This window comes from Pseudarthrobacter polychromogenes, assembly GCF_014644495.1.
Lineage (GTDB): Bacteria > Actinomycetota > Actinomycetes > Actinomycetales > Micrococcaceae > Arthrobacter > Arthrobacter polychromogenes.
The window spans coordinates 217,780-234,800 of sequence record NZ_BMKU01000002.1; the positions used below are offsets into that span (position 1 = coordinate 217,780).

Consider the following 17,021-nt stretch of genomic DNA (forward strand, 5'->3'; position numbering starts at 1 on the left):
GCAAAGCGGCCGGTCAGCCGCCGCTTTGCCGCCGAACGCCGTCGCGCACTCCCTGCCTGGAAGGACCAGGACGGGAGCGTGCGGCGGCTTTTGCCGTCCTGCGCAGGAATCGCCCCGCGGCCAGGAACGGTGCGGCAAGCAGCCGGCCCAGCCGTCCCATGACGGACGGCGGGATCCAAGCCGCCTGGAGGCGCCGCGCCAGCCCCGCATTGGCCTGCAGGGACGATTCCACGGCCGCAACCTGCGCTGCCACGGCGCCTCCGGTGCCGTCGGTGCCGCGGGCTGAACCGGGCTGTCCGCCGTCCACCGCCGCCTCCGGGACGGCGCCGGCCGGGCGGCCATAGCTGTGGCGTTCGAAGCCTGCCGTGAGCGCGGCAACAGCCTGGTGCGCCGCCCGGTCCAGGCCATCGGGATCCCCCAGCAGCGCGCCGCGCAGCCGCGCTGAATACGCGCGGGGCGTTTCGCTGGACCCGGGGGGAAGGCCATAGTCGGTGCCAAGGTCCAGCAGTTCACGCCAGCCCAGGGGTACCGCGTTACCGGTGTCCTGGGGCCTTAGCCGCCTGGCCCTGATGCCCGTCCTGATGAGCCGGGGCGCAGCCACCAGCAGCGCCGTCCCCAGGACGCCGGCTGCGCCCAGCAGCCACGGCAGGAGCTGCACTCCTGAACCGGCGTTCCCGCCACCGCCGGGGGCGGGCAGCGCAGTGGCGCTCGGCGCGGGGGTGGGAGCCGGGGTGGCATCGGGAAGCAGGTCTTCATTGTTGTCCAGCACGTCTGGGGCGGCGGCGGTGGACGATTCCGTGGCATAGTCGGGAACCACTCCACGGGAGGGCGTCGGCTCGAAAGGCACCCAGCCCAGGCCCTGGAAGTAGAGCTCCGGCCAGGCGTGGGCATCGCGTGCGTCCACCTCATATTCCGGCAGCGCTCCCTGGCCTGCCACGGAAACCGTGGCGCCTGTGAGCCTGCCGGGTGCGTAACCCACCGCGATGCGGCTGGGGATGCCTTCGAGCCTCGCCATCACAGCCATGGCGGACGCGTAGTGGATGCAGTAGCCGCTCTTTTGCTCCAGGAAGTCGGCCAGGACGGACAGCCCGTTGCCGTCGTAGCCGCCCTGCACTGGAGACTGCAGGGAGTAGGTGAACTCCGCCGAACGGAGGTACTTCTGGATGGCCATCGCCTTCGCGTACGGGGTGCCTGTCCCCGCCACGGTATCGGCGGTGCTGCGGACAATGTCCGGTACGTTTCCGGGAATCCTGGTGAAGTCCTCCGGGATGCCCTGGACGGCGGCTGAGGACTGGGCCAGGAGCCCTGCCGTCAGCCGGGGGGCGGTGGACGTCACCAGGTACTCCTGCCGCCGGGACGTGGTGGTGTCCGAACCTTTGATGCTCAGGGTGGCCGGGTCCCAGGTCCACCGTCCGCTGAGTCCCCGTACCGATTCCGGGGCATAAGGGGCAGGGAGATAGGGGCTGGTGAAACTGCCGGCGTCGATGGCTGTGACCAGCCGCTGCTGCTCGTCCGCCAGGACCGTGTAGCCGGGATCGATGCGCCCGCCCAGGGGCAGCCGGGAGGCGTCACGGTCGTCCGGGCCCCAGGAGTCGCCGTCGAAATGGTCCACGGTGACGGAGCGCAGGTACAGCGGGGTAGACGCATTCGTGGCGTAGGTGATCCGGCCGCTGCCGTCAGGTGTCCGCAGGCTGTTGCCCAGCGTGATCATGGGGTTGAGTCCAGTGGAGGTGCCCCAGGGGTTGAGCCGGGAACCCTGCGGAAACGTTCCCTGGTCAAAGCCGGGAATTGCCATGGGCACCACCAGCGTGGCGGCCAGGGCGACAGATCCCGTGAGCACGGCGCGCTTCATCTGGCCAGGGCTCCGGGCGGAATCAGTCTGGAACCGGGCGCTGGGCGCGAAATACTGGCTGCACGCAAGGATCGCCAGGTAGCCCGCCACCGTGAAAGCGAATCCCCAGAAGCCCACGCTCTGCGGCTTGATCATCGCCGGGACCACCAGGATGGCCAGCAGCCCCACCCCGGAAGCAGCGGGCATGCCGAGCGGCAGCGCAAGGGCGTCCACCAGGATCACCGCCAGGCCCAGGACAGCGCAAATGACCATGACAATGCCCACATTGGGCGCCACGGGCGCAGTCTCGGAAAGGACAGTTTCGCTTGCCCTCCGGATGAGGCGGTCCAGCTCCACCAGGGTTCCGCCGGTAGGGATGAAGCCGGCCACGCTGGAGCCGCGGAAGAAGGTCAGCGTCAGGACGGCGCCCAGGGAGATGAATCCGCCGGCCGTCACCAGCAGGGGCTGGGCGCGCACGGACCGCAGGGCAGCCAGCGTGAGGCTGACCACCAGGACGGTGGTCAGGACGGGCCAGTACCAGCCCCAGCCGCGGAGCACCCCGTTCAGCGAAAGCGCGGCACCGGAGACAGCCACGGCGATGGCGGCGGCCATCACCCAGGGGTAGGGGCCCACCCGTTGCCGGGCGGCGGTCTTCTCCTGCCGGGTTCCGGACTGCCTGCTGGCTCGCGGACTGCGTGTTGGTGCCGCTGTCACAGCGCAGCCCCGGTTCCGCGGCGGACCTCCGCTGAGGGAGCGGGCACTGCCACGTCCTGGTCGAACTGGCTCCAGGCCGATGCCACGGGGACGGCGGGCGCAACGGCCACCGCACGCCAGCCTCCCTGCCGCAGCACTTCCAGGACCTCGGCTGACTCGCCGGGCTTTTCCGTCACGATGACGGCGAAGGCATTGGTGGCGTAGCCCGCGGCAGGGGCGAGGGCCAGGGCCTCCAGCCGCGAGAGTGTACCGAGGACTGCGATCACCGGTCCCCTCATGCGGTGTGCGGAAAGCTTGTCCATGAGCAGGTCATCAAACGCCTCAGGGCCCGCGTCGAGGGCAGTGCGGTCGTTGGATGCACCGACCCGGCCCGCCCATTGCTGGAGGGCATTGTCACGGTGTGGATGGTGGGGCCCGGTCAGCTGTATGGCGGCAAGGCTTTCTGCGATGGACTGGAGTCCGGCTGCGCCGCTGTATTCCTCCACCTCGGGTTCCGGAGCCGACGGCGAACGCAGGAAAGCGGGACTGCCCCCCGTGTCGAGCAGGCGCAGCGCATAGTTCCGTTCAGCCAGGTGTGCACTGATGGACATAACTGCCACCACCGACCATTCGAAGGTTCCGCTGGTGGCCATGGGGTGCCCGTCCGGGCCTGCCTGCCCCGCCGGCCCGCCGCCGGAACCTCCGGAAAACGCACCGTACCTGTGGTCCATGATGACCGTGGCCTCCGGTGTGGTGACAGATTCCTCCTGGCGCACCATGAGGTCGCCGTGGCGTGCGGTGGCAGCCCAGTGCACCCGCCGCATCGGGTCGCCGTGGCGGTACTCGCGGGTCATCACGTCGTCGTCGCTGGGGTTGGCGCGGATCCTGGTTGCCGTCACGCCATCGTTGCCGCGCGCGCCGGCCAGTCCAGTGAGGGGAAGGACGACGGCGGCGGGCGTCACGGTGAGGATGTCGCCGTCGTCTATTGCCTGCCGGTGCAGTGACAGGCCAAACGGATCCGTGAATTCGGCTGTCACCGGGCCGATGAGGAACTGGCCGCGCTGGGCCGAACGGAGATGGTATTCATACCGGCTGGTGCCCCCGGCGGCTGACCGTGAAGGGAACCGGAAAGCCGGCGATTCGCCGAACCGGGCAGGCAGCCGCTCCTCCATGGTGGCGCTTCCGCTGCCGCTGCCCGTCCGTGCCACCGCGAGCCGCACGCTTGTGGGTGCGGACGTTTCCACGGGAGATGGAGTGAACTCCCGGTACACCTGGAACCGGGGCTTGACCAGCCGGATCCCGGCGAGGGAAACCAGGGGGAGGACGATCAGCAGTACCGCCAGCGTCAGCAGGTCCCTGCGGCCCATAACGTATGCGGCGCCCACTGCGACCCCGCCGGCGGCGATCATGCCCCAGCCGCGGTGGGTGAAGAGGTGCCGCGGTAGCCTGTCCGGCAGCGCCATGGGTTTTCCTACTTGTTCCTGCTCAGGCCGGTGACCGGGGCCGCCGTCCTGCCGGCAGGTGCCGCATTCCGGGTGCCGGTTCCGGCAGTCTCCGAAGTGACAGGCAGGTGGGACAGGATGCCCCTCAGGACGCTGTGCGGGGTTTCCCCGGACCCTGCAGCCTTGCGGTCCAGGATGATCCGGTGCGCCAGGACGGCTTCGGCAACGTGGACGACGTCGTCCGGCAGGACGAAGTCCCGGGCGTCCAGGGCAGCGGTGGCTTTCGCTGCCCGCAGCAGCTGCAGCAGGGACCGGGGGCTGGCGCCGAGCCGCAGCAGCGGACTTTCCCTGGTGGCCCTGCCCAGCGATACCGTGTACTCCTTGACGGCCTTGGACACGTAGACCTGTTGCACGGTGGTGATCATGGCGGCCACCTCCGCCGAAGTGACCACCGCGGAGACCTTGGTCAGTGGCGAGGTGGCCTGGTGCGTTTCGAGCATCTCAATTTCGGCGTCCTTGTCCGGGTAACCCATGGAGATCCGGGCCATGAACCGGTCCCGTTGCGCCTCGGGCAACGGATAGGTCCCTTCCATTTCGATGGGGTTCTGGGTGGCCACCACCATGAACGGCTCGTCGAGCCGGTACGAGGTGCCGTCAACCGTGACCTGGTGCTCTTCCATGCATTCGAGCAGCGCCGATTGGGTCTTTGCGGAGGCCCGGTTGATTTCGTCGCCAATAACAATGTTGGCAAAGACCGCGCCGGGCCGGAACTCGAAGAGCCGGGAGGACTGGTTGTAGATGGACACACCCGTCACGTCGGACGGCAGCAGGTCGGGGGTGAACTGGATCCGGTTGACGGTGCAGTCGATGGTGCGGGCAAGGGTCTTCGCGAGGAGTGTTTTCCCGACCCCGGGCACGTCTTCGAGCAGCAAGTGCCCCTGGGCCAGCAGGACGGTCAGCGCCAGCTTGGCGGCGTCGGATTTCCCATCGATGACGGTATTGACAGACGAGAGGATGCGCTGCGTTGCCGCATGGAAACCCTCTGCGTCCATGGCGGCCGGGCGGTGCCCGTTCAGGTGGCTGACGGGATCAGCGAGCCCCGCCAGGGTGCGGTTCGCAGCGCTCACATCGTTGGCAGTGCGTCGGTGGGATTCCATCGGCAACCTTTCAGCCCGGGGTTTCACCTGGACGGGACAACAAGCCTGCCGTCGCCCGGCGGTGGGCGTTCGCATGTGTTCGTACCAGACTACTAACACAACTGCCGCAGCTGACAGAGAGTTCCGACAAAATTGGGGAAGGGTTCCGCAGCTAGGCTGGATGGATGTGCACTTCGCTTCCTCCTGCCGCTTACCAGGACCCTGCTGCCGATGACGCGCAGGAGCCGCGCAGTTCCCGGCAGAAAGCCTTCCCGCCCGCTCCCGAGCCCCTGCCGGTGCCGGTCATGGACAACCACACGCACCTTGACTTCCCGGATGGCAAGGCTCCCGTTGGAATATCGGCAGCGCTGGATGCGGCCGCCGCCGTGGGTGTCCAGGGTGCGGTGCAGGTGGGCTGCGACCTTGAGTCGTCACGGTTTACCGTCCAGGCCGTGGACCTGGACCGGCGGCTGTTGGGGGCCGTGGCGTTGCATCCCAATGACGCCCCCCGCTACGCCGCCCGCGGCCAGCTGGAGGAGGCGCTGGCAGAAATTGAACAGCTGGCTGCCCACCCGCGGATCCGGGCCATCGGCGAGACCGGCCTGGACTTTTACCGCACCGAAGGAGAAGGACTGGCGCACCAGCGGCACTCCTTCCGCCGCCACATCGACATCGCCAAACGCCTGGACCTGACGCTCCAGATCCACGACCGGGACGCGCACGACGACGTCGTCCAGGTGCTCCGGGAAGAAGGGGCACCGGAACGCGTGGTCTTCCACTGTTTCTCCGGTGATGAGGACCTGGCAAGAACCTGCAACGAGGAGGGGTGGTGGATGTCCTTTGCCGGAACCCTGACCTTCCGCAACGCCGCCAACCTGCGTGCTGCGCTCGCGGTGGCTGACCCCGAGCTGGTCCTGGTGGAAACCGATGCGCCGTTCCTTACGCCGCACCCGCACCGGGGCCGGCCAAATGCCAGCTACATGGTCCCTTACACGGTCCGGGCGATGGCCGAATTGACAGGAACTGACCTGGCTGGTCTGTGCGCCGGAATCGCGGCCAATACCGTGAAGGCATACGGAAGCTGGGATTGAGAGTCCGATGTCCGGGCGTTACATTATGAATACCCGGTATGCACATTTCTTGGCGGCTTTATAACGCTACGGTTACAGTGGACATTTATTAGCCGGGGTCGGGGAAGGCCAACGGGTAATTTCACTTCTTTCTGCAGCAGGATTGCTGGGCTCCGTCCCGGCTTGCCCGTTGCGCGGAGTGTGGCGGCGCAACGGTGCCCGGACTGCCTTTGCTGGCGGTGCCGGGCCTTTTATTGCGCGATTTCCCCGTGCCCGGAAGGACCTAAAGTTACGGGCAAACGTGAGCAAGTTCTTCACATCGGACGGCAAGTTCAGCTTCGTCAAGGTTGGTGCCCAGCTTCTGGTGCTGTGCGCGCTCGTGGTGGGCCTCGTAGCCTTCGTGGGCAATAACAAAACCATCACGCTCAACGTCGATGGGAAGGTCTCGTCCGTGCAGACGTTCGGCGGAACCGTGGGGCAGGTGGTCAAGAGCGCCAACCTGGAGCTGAACCCTGCTGACCGCGTGTCGCCGTCGGTTGATGCCTCGGTCCAGAACGGCACCGTGATCAACGTCAACAAGGCGAAGGAAGTCAAGGTCAGCCTCGACGGCTCCGAGAAGACGGTCAACACCACGGCCCAGGACGTCGCCGGCCTGGTCACTGAACTCGGCGTCGCCAGCGCTTCGTCGGTTTCCGCCCCCAAGGACGCCCAGCTGTCCATCGCCGGGTCCTACGTCTCCATCTCCACCCCCAAGACCGTCAGCCTCGTTGCGGACGGCAAGGTGGACACCGCCACCACCACGGCATCGACCGTGGGCAAGGTCCTCGAAGACGCCGGCCTGGTCCTGGGTGCCAACGACCGCTCCTCGCAGCCGGTCAACGCCCATGTGGTCAACAACATGGTGATCAAGGTGTCACGCGTTGACACCGGCCAGACCGCAGTCTCCACCGAGGACGTTCCGTTCGAGACCGTCACGAGCGAGAGCGGCGAGCTGCTCAAGGGGGAGAAGGAAGTTACCCAGAAGGGCGCCGCAGGCAAGCTCGAGAAAACCTACAAGCTCGTGCTGGTGGACGGCCGCGAAGCCTCGCGCACCCAGGTATCGGAAACAGTAGCCGTCCAGCCCGTGCCGGAGAAGGTCACCGTTGGCACCAAGCCGAAGCCTGTTGCCCAGGCGGCCCCCGCGGCAAAGGCCGCGACCCCCGCAGGTGCGGGTGCCAACACCGGTGCCGCTGCTCCGGCCATGATGAACGAAGCTATGTGGGACAAGATCGCCCAGTGCGAGTCCACCGGAAACTGGAGCATCAACTCCGGTAACGGCTACTATGGCGGCCTCCAGTTCGACATCCGGACCTGGATCGGCGCCGGCGGCGGGGCCTACGCCCCCAACGCCAGCCTTGCCACCAAGGCCCAGCAGATCGACATTGCCAACCGCGTGTACGCGCAGCGCGGCCTTCAGCCGTGGGGTTGCGGCTGGGCTGCCACCAGCTGACCCCCACGATTGCGTGCCCGTCAGGGCGCTGCGGCCGGGCACGGACCTCCGTGCCCGGCCGCAGCCGTTTATTCAGGCTGTTTATGGCGCCTGTTTCTCCCTGCGGGGCGGATGTGCCGCGCGGGATAGGATACCTAGGTGACTGAACCAATCCCCGCGCCCGCACCGCTCTTTGGTGCATCCGACATACGCCGGCTCGCGGAGGAGATCGGAATCCGCCCCACCAAGACCCTCGGCCAGAACTTTGTGATTGACGGAAACACCATTCGCAGGATCGTGGCCGCCGCAGACGTCGGACCTGACGAGACGGTGCTGGAGGTGGGCCCGGGGCTGGGTTCCCTGACCCTCGGACTGCTCGATGCCGCAGCGTCCGTGGTGGCAGTGGAAATCGACCCCGTGCTGGCCGCCAAGCTCCCGGCGACGGTCAAGGAGTGGCGGCCGTCTGCTGCTGCACGGTTCCACCTGATGCACGCCGATGCCATGAAAGTTACGGAGCTCCCCGTGCAGCCCACCGCGCTGGTGGCCAACCTGCCCTACAACGTCGCGGTCCCGGTGGTGCTCCACCTGCTGCAGCATTTCCCCAGCCTTCAGCACGGGCTGGTGATGGTCCAGGACGAGGTGGCTGACCGGCTCGCCGCCGGCCCCGGATCCAAGACCTACGGTGTGCCGTCCGTCAAAGCCGCCTGGTACAGCCAAATGCGCAAAGCCGGCGTCATTGGAATGAACGTCTTCTGGCCTGCACCGAAGATCCACTCCGGGCTGGTGGCGTTTACCCGCCGCGAGCCCCCCGCCACCACTGCAACCCGCGAACAGGTCTTCGCCGTGGTGGACGCCGCCTTCGCCCAGCGCCGCAAAACCCTGAGGGCTGCCCTTGCCGGGTGGGCAGGCGGGGCACCGGAAGCCGAGCGCTGCCTGGTTGCTGCGGGCGTCGATCCCACTGCCAGGGGTGAGGTCATAGATATCCGGGCCTTTGCCAGAATCGCAGAAGCCAAGCAGGCGCCGGCTTGAACGCCCTGCCAGGCCGGTTCGCCGCCAGGACAGTCCGCGTCAAAGCACCCGGCAAAGTCAATGTCTCCCTCGAGGTAGGACCGCTCCGCCCCGACGGCTACCACTCCGTCGCGAGCGTGTACCTCGCTGTGTCCCTGTACGAGGAAGTCGCGGCCACCAGCACCGAGGCGCCCGGGATCACCGTCAGCCTGAGCCGGGCGAGCACCGTTGACCTTGATGCCGCCGACATCCCCCTGGACGGGAACAACCTGGCCTACAGGGCCGCAGCCATCATGGCGGACGTTTCCGAACGCCCTACCGGGGTCCACCTGGAGATCACCAAGCGGGTGCCCGTGGCCGGCGGCATGGGCGGCGGATCGGCTGATGCTGCCGCAACCCTCCTGGCGTGCGACGCACTGTGGAACAGCGGCCTGTCCCGGGAAGAACTCGCGCACCTTGCCGCGGAACTGGGCGCCGACGTCCCGTTTTCCCTCCTGGGCGGCACGGCGGTAGGGCTGGGGGTGGGCGACGAACTTTCGCCGGCGCTGGCGAAGGCACAGACCCACTGGGTCCTCGTCACGGCAGATTACGGCCTTCCCACTCCTGAGGTCTACAGGACCCTGGACCGCATCAGGGAAGCCGGCGGCATCCAGGCGGCCGAACCCACCGGGGTTGATCCCAAGATCCTCACCGCCCTCCGCGGCGGAGACGCCGAAGCACTGGGCCGGGTCCTGGTCAATGACCTCCAGCGGGCATCCATTGAACTGGCGCCCGCCCTGCGCGATACGCTGGGTATCGGGGAATCGCACGGAGCCATCGCGGGGATCGTCTCGGGATCGGGGCCCACCGTGGCCCTCCTGGCCGACGACTCGGTGGCGGCGGAAGGCCTGGCCACCGACCTGCGGCATTACGGCCTGACAGCCCTCGCTGTCCACGGCCCGGTGCCGGGCGCGCGCATCATCTCCGACACCCACCTCTAGTTTTACAGTCCCTCCCTCAGCAGCAGAAAGCAGTTCCTTGTGGCACACCTTCTTGGCGGCGAGAACCTGACGGTCTCCTACGCGACCCGCACCGTCCTGGACGGCATCACCCTGGGACTTGAGGAGGGTGACAGGATCGGCATGGTAGGCCGCAACGGTGACGGCAAGTCCACGTTGATGCGCCTGCTGGCCCTGCGCGCCACCCCTGATTCCGGCCGCGTCACCAAGCGGGGCGACGTCAACGTGGGTTACCTGGACCAAAGCGACGTGCTCGACGGCGACCTGACGGTGGGTGCGGCGATCGTGGGGGACCAGGCGGACTACGAATGGGCCCGCAATCCCCAGATTCGCGAAGTCATGGGCGGGCTGGTCTCCGACGTCGACTGGCACGCAAACGTCCACGCGCTCTCCGGCGGGCAGAAGCGGCGCGTGGCCCTGGCCAAGCTCCTGATCGAGGACCACGACGTCATCATGCTCGATGAGCCGACCAACCACCTCGACGTCGAGGGCGTGGCGTGGCTGTCCCGGCACCTGAAGACCCGGTGGCGTGCCAACCAGGGTGCATTCCTGGTGGTCACCCACGACCGGTGGTTCCTCGACGAAGTCTGCAACAAGACCTGGGAAGTCCACGACGGCATCGTTGACCCCTTCGAAGGCGGCTACGCGGCCTACGTGCTTGCGCGCGCCGAGCGTGACCGCTCCGCATCGGTCATGGAAGGCAAGCGGCAGCAGCTGGTCAAGAAGGAACTGGCCTGGCTCCGCCGCGGCGCTCCCGCCCGGACGGCAAAGCCGAAGTTCCGCATCGAGGCCGCCAACGCCCTCATCGCCGACGTGCCCGCCCCGCGCGACTCGATGGCCCTCAGCAAGATGGCCACCGCACGCCAGGGCAAGGATGTGCTGGACCTGGAAAACGTCTCCCTGGACTTCCAGGGCGCCGAGGACGGGCGGAAGCTCTTCGACAACATCACCCTGCGGCTGGCCCCCGGCGAACGCCTGGGACTGGTGGGCGTCAACGGCGCCGGCAAAACCACCCTGCTGAAACTCCTCAACGGACAGATCACCCCCGACGCCGGGAAGGTCAAGCGGGGCAAGACCGTGGTCACCGCGGTCCTCAGCCAGGAGGTCAAGGAGCTCGACGACGTCGCGGACCTTCGCGTGATCGAGGTCATCGAGCGCGAAAAGCGTTCCTTTAATGTTGGCGGCAAGGAATTCAGCGCCGGCCAGCTGGTGGAACAGCTTGGTTTCACCAATGAGAAGCAGTGGACCCCGGTCAGGGACCTCTCCGGAGGGGAGCGGCGCCGCCTGCAGCTCCTGCGGCTGCTGGTGGGGGAACCCAACGTCCTGATGCTGGACGAACCCACCAACGACCTGGACACGGACACCCTCGCCGCCGTGGAAGACGTGCTGGACGGCTGGCCGGGAACCCTGGTGGTTGTCAGCCACGACCGGTACCTCCTGGAGCGCGTCACAGACCACCAGATGGCGCTCCTCGGAGACGGAAAGCTCCGCGGCCTGCCCGGCGGCGTTGACCAGTACCTTGAGCTGCGCGAATCCGCCCTGGCAGGGTCCACTGTGACCGGCGGCGGCAACCCCGTCACCAGCGCCGGGTCCGCGCCGGCCGCCGCTGCTCCCTCCGGCGCCTCGGAAGCCGAAAAGCGCGACGCCCGCAAAGCCAAGAACCGCATCGAGCGCCAGCTGGGCAAGCTCGAACAGCAGGAGAAGAAAGTCCACGACCAGATGGTCAAGAGCACCGAACAGTCGGACTTCGACGCCCTGGCCGAACAGAACAAGAAACTCAAGGACCTCGCAGGGGAACGCGAAGCCCTCGAGCTCGAATGGCTAGAGGCACTCGAGGTCCTCGGCGAGTAGTCCCGCTTTGGGCGACGGCGCGGTGCCCCAGGCTGGGTGCCGCAGCCGGCCCTTCGACGTCGCTTAGCGCGTAGGTCCCTTCCCAACACTCGCAAGCTCGCGTCGGGGCCCTCGGGACGACGCTTACGTCGCAAAGGGGCTGCTTGCTCGCTGAGCGAGCTTCCCATCCCGATGCGCCGCGATGCGCTCCTTTTCGAAGGACCGTCTCCGGCGAGGCTACGTCACCTTGCCGCCGGGAAGAGCAGGCAACCCGCCCGGAACCTTCGGCAGGTGGGGTGAGGGGGCGGGTGCGTCGGCGGCAGATCCCGTCCGGAGCCTAGGCACTAGCGGTGCGGGGGGCCTTCGTGTAGTCGCGCATCGCGGCGCATCGTGGCGTGGAGGTCGCCCAGCGACCGTAACGTCACCTATGCGCTGTGTCTAAGCGACGGCGAAGGTCTCCTGCACCGTGAAGGTGACCGGAACGGTGGCGCCGCGAAGGTAACCGCACCGCGTAGGTGACAACAATCTCACCCCTCGGACATGAGCTCCGGGTCCCTTTTGAGGCCGGTCAGGCCGTTCCAGGCGAGGTTGACCAGGTGCGCGGCGACGGTGTGTTTGTCCGGCTGGCGGCTGTCCTGCCACCATTGGCCGGTCATGGCCACCATTCCCACGAGCATCTGGGCGTACATGGCGCCGTCCTCGCCGCTGAGGCCACGGCGGGAGAATTCGTCGGAGAGGATGTGCTCAACGCGGGCGGTGACGTGGGAGAGCAAGGTGGAGAAGGCGCCCTCAGGCTGCGACGGCGGTGCGTCCCGCATCAGGATCCGGAACCCTTCCGTGCGGTCCTCGATGTAGGTCAGCAGTGCGAGGGCGGCCCGTTCTACCAGGACCCTCGGTTTTGCCTCCTCGGTCAGCGCGGCGTTAATGGCGTCGAGGAGGAGCCGGAACTCGTGGTCCACCACCTGGGTGTACAGGCCTTCCTTGGAACCGAAGTGCTCGTAGATCACCGGCTTGGACACCCCGGCGCACGCCGCGATTTCCTCGATGGTGGTCCCGTCAAGGCCCCTGGCGGCGAAAAGTCCGCGTCCGACGTCGATCAGCTGGCTCCGCCGCTGCAGGCCGGTCATGCGTGTCCGCGGAGGGTTGTTGCTCACATTTCCATCATGCACCACCGGTCACGGGCATGACTGCAGCGCGACGGCGGGCACACCGTGGGACGCAAAACGGGAGGGCCAGGCCGGCGGGACCGTCCCGTGTCGCGCAGCGCCTCTAACCCGTGGCAAAATAACTACTTGTGCCCGGCCGCGCGCCACGGCACGGTCCGCTCTGGTGTAATGGCAGCACCCCGGCCTTTGGAGCCGTGGAGTATAGGTTCGAATCCTATGGGCGGAACTGCTGCGCGTGGAGCGTTCAGTAGGATGACATTCGGTGCCGCCCGCACTTCGGCCGGTCACCGTCAGCGCCAGCGTAACCAAGCAAGGAGAGCCCGTACGTGATCCCCGAGAACACCGGCCCGGCCGCAGTAATCGTCCTGGCGGCAGGCGCCGGTACCCGGATGAAGTCGCGTACCCCCAAGATTTTGCATGAGATCGGCGGCAGGTCCATGGTGGGCCATGCACTGCTGGCGGCCCGCAGCGTCAACCCCCGCCAGCTGGCCATCGTGGTCCGCCATGAACGCGACCTGGTGGCACGCCACCTCGCGGACGTGGATCCGGCGGCCGTGATCGTGGACCAGGACGACATCCCGGGCACCGGCCGTGCCGTGGAAGTCGCCCTCCAGGCCCTCGACGCCGACCAGCACCTGACGGGCACCGTGGTGGTGACCTACGGTGACGTGCCGCTGCTCTCCGGTGAACTGCTTGCGGAACTCGTGGCCACCCACGAGCGCGAGTCCAACGCCGTAACCGTGCTGACCGCCGTCCTGGACGACGCCACCGGATACGGAAGGATCCTCCGCGGGGAGGATGGAACGGTCACCGGCATCCGGGAGCACAAGGACTCCTCAGAGGCAGAGCGTCTCATCCGGGAGGTCAATTCCGGCATTTACGCCTTCGACGCAGCAGTGCTCCGCGACGCCCTGGCCCACGTGACCACGGATAATTCACAGGGCGAAAAGTACCTGACAGACGTGCTGGGCCTGGCCCGGCAGGCGGGCGGCCGGGTTGCCGCCGTCGTCACTGCGGACCGCTGGCAGGTGGAGGGCGCCAACGACCGCGTCCAGCTCTCCGCCCTTGGCGCCGAGCTGAACCGCCGCACCGTGGAGGCCTGGATGCGTTCCGGCGTCACGGTCGTGGACCCCGCCACCACCTGGATCGACTCATCGGTGACCCTGGACGAGGATGTCCGCATCCTTCCCAACACGCAGCTTCACGGCGCCACCACCGTGGCGAGGGACGCCGTCGTCGGACCTGATACCACCCTGACGGACGTCACCATCGGCGAGGGCGCCACGGTGACCCGTACCCATGGTTCCGGGGCTGTCATCGGCGCCCGGGCCGCCGTCGGGCCCTTCACCTACCTTCGCCCCGGCACGGTGCTGGGTGAGACCGGCAAGATCGGCGCCTTCTACGAAACCAAGAATGTGACCATCGGCCGCGGCTCCAAGCTGTCGCACCTCGGATACGCCGGTGACGCCGAAATCGGCGAGGACACCAACATCGGCTGCGGAAACATCACGGCCAATTACGACGGCGAGAAGAAGCACCGCACGGTCATCGGCTCGGGCGTCCGCACGGGTTCCAACACAGTCTTCGTTGCCCCGGTCACCGTGGGGGACGGCGCCTACAGCGGCGCCGGCGCGGTGATCCGCAAGGACGTGCCCGCGGGAGCGCTCGTGCTGACCGTTGCGGCGCAGCGCAACACCGAGGGGTGGGTGGCGGCGAACCGCCCCGGAACCCGCTCCGCTGAACTGGCCCAGGCAGCCACCAAAGATTCCTCAAGTACCCCGGCATCTACAGAAGAGGGCAACCAACCATGAGCGAAATTACGGCGCGCGGCGAAAAGAAGCTGGTACTCGCCACCGGGCGGGCCCACCCCGAGCTGGCCCGGGAAATCGCCAAGGAACTGGGTACCGAGCTGCTGCCGGTGGACGCGTACGACTTCGCCAACGGCGAGATCTACGTTCGCGCCGGCGAGAGTGTCCGCGGCACCGATGCCTTTGTCATCCAGGCCCACCCGGCACCGCTGAACAACTGGCTGATGGAACAGCTGATCATGATCGATTCGCTGAAGCGCGCCTCCGCCAAGCGCATCACGGTGGTCTCGCCGTTCTATCCCTACGCCCGCCAGGACAAGAAGGGGCGCGGCCGCGAACCCATCTCCGCCCGGCTGGTTGCGGACCTGTACAAGACGGCAGGCGCGGACCGCATCATGAGCGTGGACCTGCACACCTCGCAGATCCAGGGCTTCTTCGACGGCCCGGTGGACCACCTCATGGCCATCCCGCTGCTCGCCGACTACATCCGCACCCGGGTGGACGCCGAGAACGTCACCGTTGTCTCCCCGGACACCGGACGCGTCCGGGTGGCGGAGCAGTGGGCAGAGCGGCTGGGCGGCGCACCGCTCGCGTTCGTGCATAAGATGCGAGACCTCACCGTGCCCAACCAGGCCGTTTCCAAGACGGTGGTGGGCCAGATCGAGGGCCGCACCTGCGTCCTGATCGACGACATGATCGACACCGGCGGAACCATTTCCGGTGCCGTCCAGGTGCTGAAGAACGCCGGTGCCAAGGATGTCATCATCGCGGCCACCCACGCGGTCTTCTCCGATCCCGCCGCCAAGCGCCTCTCGGAGTCGGGCGCCCGCGAGGTAGTGGTCACCAACACCCTTCCGCTCACCGGATCCCAGCGGTTCCCCCAGCTGACCGTGCTCTCCATCGCGCCGTTGATCGCCCGGGCCGTTCGTGAGGTCTTCGACGACGGCTCGGTCACCAGCCTCTTCGACGGCAACGCCTAAGGCAGGCCCGCCGCGGCGCCGGTCCCGTTTTCAGTAAACGTGACCGGCGCTGGTAGGCTTGTCAGCGATACCTTGGCGAGGGAGAGCGCCGGTCACCGTTCACGGTCACCGGAGTGCAGGTCTCCGTTATCGACTGGGTCTGAATCTCCCTTCGAAGATGGGCATGGCTCCGGCCGCCTGGCGTTGAAGGTCGCGACAGACCTCCGCCCTTGCTGAACACCGTTTAGTTTTCAAGGAGATTTCCATGTCTGAGCAGAAGCTCGCAGCAGAAGTACGCACCGAATTCGGCAAGGGCTACGCCCGCCGCGCGCGGATGGCCAACCTCATCCCCGCTGTCATCTACGGCCACGGCGCAGACCCCATCCACATCACCCTGCCGGCGAAGGCCACCACCCTGGCTGTCCGCACCGCCAACGCCCTGCTGTCCCTGGACATCAACGGTGAAGGCCACCTGGCCCTGGTGAAGGACGTCCAGCGCGATCCCATCAAGCAGATCATCGAGCACATCGACCTCCTGACCGTCCGCCAGGGCGAAAAGGTCACGGTTGACGTTGCCGTCCACGTTTCCGGCGAAACCGCACCCGGCACCGTGCACAACCTCGAGCTCACCGTCGTGTCCCTCGAGGCCGAAGCCACCCACCTGCCGGAGTCCGTTGAGGTCAGCATCGAAGGCCGCGCAGCCGGCGAGCACATCCACGCTTCCGACCTGGTGCTGCCGAAGGGCTCCGTTCTGCTCACCGACCCCGAGGCTCTCGTGGTGAACATCTCGGAAGCTATCGAGATCGCCGAAGAAGAAGCCGGCGAGGGCACCGAAGAGGCTACTGCAGTCTCCGAGGAAGCAGCAGCCGAGTAATCAGCCGCGTTCCCCGCCAGTGGCCGGATCCCTGTGGGGGTCCGGCCACTGGCATGTCTAGTGCCCTTCACCGGTGCCGGGCGCGGCAAACCCCCACCCTAGGATTGATTCATGACTGATACCTGGCTCATCATTGGCCTCGGAAACCCGGGAGCGCAGTACCAAGGCAACAGGCACAATGTTGGCCAGATGGTGCTCGACGAACTCGCCGGCCGGATGGGTGCCGGTTTCAAGAGCCACAAGGCCCGCGCCCAGGTGCTCGAAGGACGCCTGGGCATTGGCGGACCACGCGTGGTGCTGGCAAAACCGATGAGCTACATGAATGTTTCCGGCGGCCCTGCCGCCGCGCTGGCGAACTTCTATGGCATTGCCCCTGACCATGTGGTGGCAGTCCATGACGAAATCGACATTCCGTTTAATACGGTAAAGCTCAAGATCGGCGGGGGAGAGGGCGGCCACAACGGGCTGCGGGACATCTCCAAGGCCTTGGCCACCAAGGACTACCTCCGCGTCAGGGTAGGGGTGGGGCGGCCGCCCGGGCGCATGGAAACGGCCGACTATGTCCTGCGTGACTTCGGCACTGCCGAGCTCAAGGAACTCCCCTTCCTACTGGACGAAGCAGCGGACGCAGTGGAGATCCTGGTCCGTGATGGCCTGACCGCGGCGCAGCAGAAGTTCCACCCCGCGAAGTCCGAACGCTAGCAACATGAAAACTTAAAGGCCCTTTGCCCTGTCTCG

The 17,021-nt window shown here is 67.1% G+C and carries 13 protein-coding genes and 1 tRNA gene; 10 read left to right on the top strand and 4 right to left on the bottom strand.

Features of this window, described 5'->3' with window-relative positions; genetic code table 11:
• Positions 1 to 13: 13 nt before the first annotated feature.
• Genes IEX43_RS04285 through IEX43_RS04295 form a run of 3 tightly spaced genes read right to left on the bottom strand, consistent with a single transcriptional unit; the run spans position 14 to position 5,123 of the window.
• Positions 14 to 2,545, bottom strand: coding sequence for a DUF3488 and transglutaminase-like domain-containing protein (locus IEX43_RS04285; RefSeq protein WP_229666310.1), 2,532 nt, complete (start codon positions 2,543 to 2,545; stop codon positions 14 to 16).
• On the bottom strand, positions 2,542 to 3,987 hold the full coding sequence (locus tag IEX43_RS04290) for a DUF58 domain-containing protein (RefSeq protein ID WP_188809227.1): 1,446 nt from the start codon (positions 3,985 to 3,987) through the stop codon (positions 2,542 to 2,544). Before IEX43_RS04290 ends, IEX43_RS04285 begins: the two co-directional genes overlap by 4 nt.
• Before the next feature lie 8 nt (positions 3,988 to 3,995).
• A complete protein-coding gene (locus IEX43_RS04295; RefSeq protein ID WP_188809228.1) occupies positions 3,996 to 5,123 on the bottom strand; it encodes an AAA family ATPase in 1,128 nt (375 codons plus the stop codon).
• A gap of 164 nt (positions 5,124 to 5,287) precedes the next feature.
• Between IEX43_RS04295 and IEX43_RS04300 the strand changes: the two genes are divergently transcribed.
• The 5 genes from IEX43_RS04300 (at position 5,288) to IEX43_RS04320 (ending at position 11,497) form a co-directional block, all read left to right on the top strand.
• Positions 5,288 to 6,193 carry a TatD family hydrolase gene (locus tag IEX43_RS04300; protein WP_188809229.1) on the top strand — a complete coding sequence of 302 codons (906 nt, stop codon included), beginning with the start codon at positions 5,288 to 5,290 and terminating at the stop codon, positions 6,191 to 6,193.
• Between the two features lie 280 nt (positions 6,194 to 6,473).
• Positions 6,474 to 7,661, top strand: coding sequence for a resuscitation-promoting factor (locus IEX43_RS04305; protein WP_188809230.1), 1,188 nt, complete (start codon positions 6,474 to 6,476; stop codon positions 7,659 to 7,661).
• Between the two features lie 138 nt (positions 7,662 to 7,799).
• On the top strand, positions 7,800 to 8,669 hold the full coding sequence (rsmA, locus tag IEX43_RS04310; protein ID WP_188809231.1) for a 16S rRNA (adenine(1518)-N(6)/adenine(1519)-N(6))-dimethyltransferase RsmA: 870 nt from the start codon (positions 7,800 to 7,802) through the stop codon (positions 8,667 to 8,669).
• Complete coding sequence (locus tag IEX43_RS04315) at positions 8,666 to 9,628, top strand: 4-(cytidine 5'-diphospho)-2-C-methyl-D-erythritol kinase (protein WP_188809232.1); 963 nt, start codon at positions 8,666 to 8,668, stop codon at positions 9,626 to 9,628. The genes rsmA and IEX43_RS04315 overlap by 4 nt, the downstream gene beginning before the upstream one ends.
• A gap of 39 nt (positions 9,629 to 9,667) precedes the next feature.
• Positions 9,668 to 11,497, top strand: a complete 1,830-nt coding sequence (locus IEX43_RS04320) for an ABC-F family ATP-binding cassette domain-containing protein (protein WP_188809233.1) — start codon at positions 9,668 to 9,670, stop codon at positions 11,495 to 11,497.
• A 506-nt stretch (positions 11,498 to 12,003) separates the two neighbouring features.
• Here IEX43_RS04320 and IEX43_RS04325 read toward each other — a convergent pair.
• The gene (locus IEX43_RS04325) at positions 12,004 to 12,630 is read right to left on the bottom strand and encodes a TetR/AcrR family transcriptional regulator (protein ID WP_188809234.1); all 627 of its coding nucleotides are present in this window, start codon (positions 12,628 to 12,630) and stop codon (positions 12,004 to 12,006) included.
• Between the two features lie 166 nt (positions 12,631 to 12,796).
• On the opposite strand from IEX43_RS04325, the gene IEX43_RS04330 reads away from it, so the two are divergent.
• The 5 genes from IEX43_RS04330 (at position 12,797) to pth (ending at position 16,985) form a co-directional block, all read left to right on the top strand.
• Positions 12,797 to 12,868, top strand: a tRNA-Gln gene (locus IEX43_RS04330).
• Between the two features lie 100 nt (positions 12,869 to 12,968).
• Complete coding sequence (glmU, locus tag IEX43_RS04335) at positions 12,969 to 14,453, top strand: bifunctional UDP-N-acetylglucosamine diphosphorylase/glucosamine-1-phosphate N-acetyltransferase GlmU (RefSeq protein WP_188809235.1); 1,485 nt, start codon at positions 12,969 to 12,971, stop codon at positions 14,451 to 14,453.
• Positions 14,450 to 15,430, top strand: coding sequence for a ribose-phosphate diphosphokinase (locus IEX43_RS04340; RefSeq protein WP_104185336.1), 981 nt, complete (start codon positions 14,450 to 14,452; stop codon positions 15,428 to 15,430). Before glmU ends, IEX43_RS04340 begins: the two co-directional genes overlap by 4 nt.
• Before the next feature lie 244 nt (positions 15,431 to 15,674).
• Positions 15,675 to 16,283, top strand: a complete 609-nt coding sequence (locus IEX43_RS04345; protein WP_188809236.1) for a 50S ribosomal protein L25/general stress protein Ctc — start codon at positions 15,675 to 15,677, stop codon at positions 16,281 to 16,283.
• Between the two features lie 111 nt (positions 16,284 to 16,394).
• A complete protein-coding gene (gene pth / locus IEX43_RS04350; RefSeq protein ID WP_188730268.1) occupies positions 16,395 to 16,985 on the top strand; it encodes an aminoacyl-tRNA hydrolase in 591 nt (196 codons plus the stop codon).
• Positions 16,986 to 17,021 lie beyond the last annotated feature (36 nt).

What these genes read in the sequence shown, in the direction of transcription:
- IEX43_RS04300 (WP_188809229.1), top strand. Translation starts at nt 5,288, where the DNA reads ATGTGCACTTCGCTTCCTCCTGCCGCTTACCAGGACCCTGCTGCCGAT.
- IEX43_RS04345 (WP_188809236.1), top strand. Translation starts at nt 15,675, where the DNA reads ATGTCTGAGCAGAAGCTCGCAGCAGAAGTACGCACCGAATTCGGCAAG.
- pth (WP_188730268.1), top strand. Translation starts at nt 16,395, where the DNA reads ATGACTGATACCTGGCTCATCATTGGCCTCGGAAACCCGGGAGCGCAG.
- IEX43_RS04290 (WP_188809227.1), bottom strand. Translation starts at nt 3,987, where the DNA reads ATGGCGCTGCCGGACAGGCTACCGCGGCACCTCTTCACCCACCGCGGC.
- IEX43_RS04340 (WP_104185336.1), top strand. Translation starts at nt 14,450, where the DNA reads ATGAGCGAAATTACGGCGCGCGGCGAAAAGAAGCTGGTACTCGCCACC.
- IEX43_RS04295 (WP_188809228.1), bottom strand. Translation starts at nt 5,123, where the DNA reads ATGGAATCCCACCGACGCACTGCCAACGATGTGAGCGCTGCGAACCGC.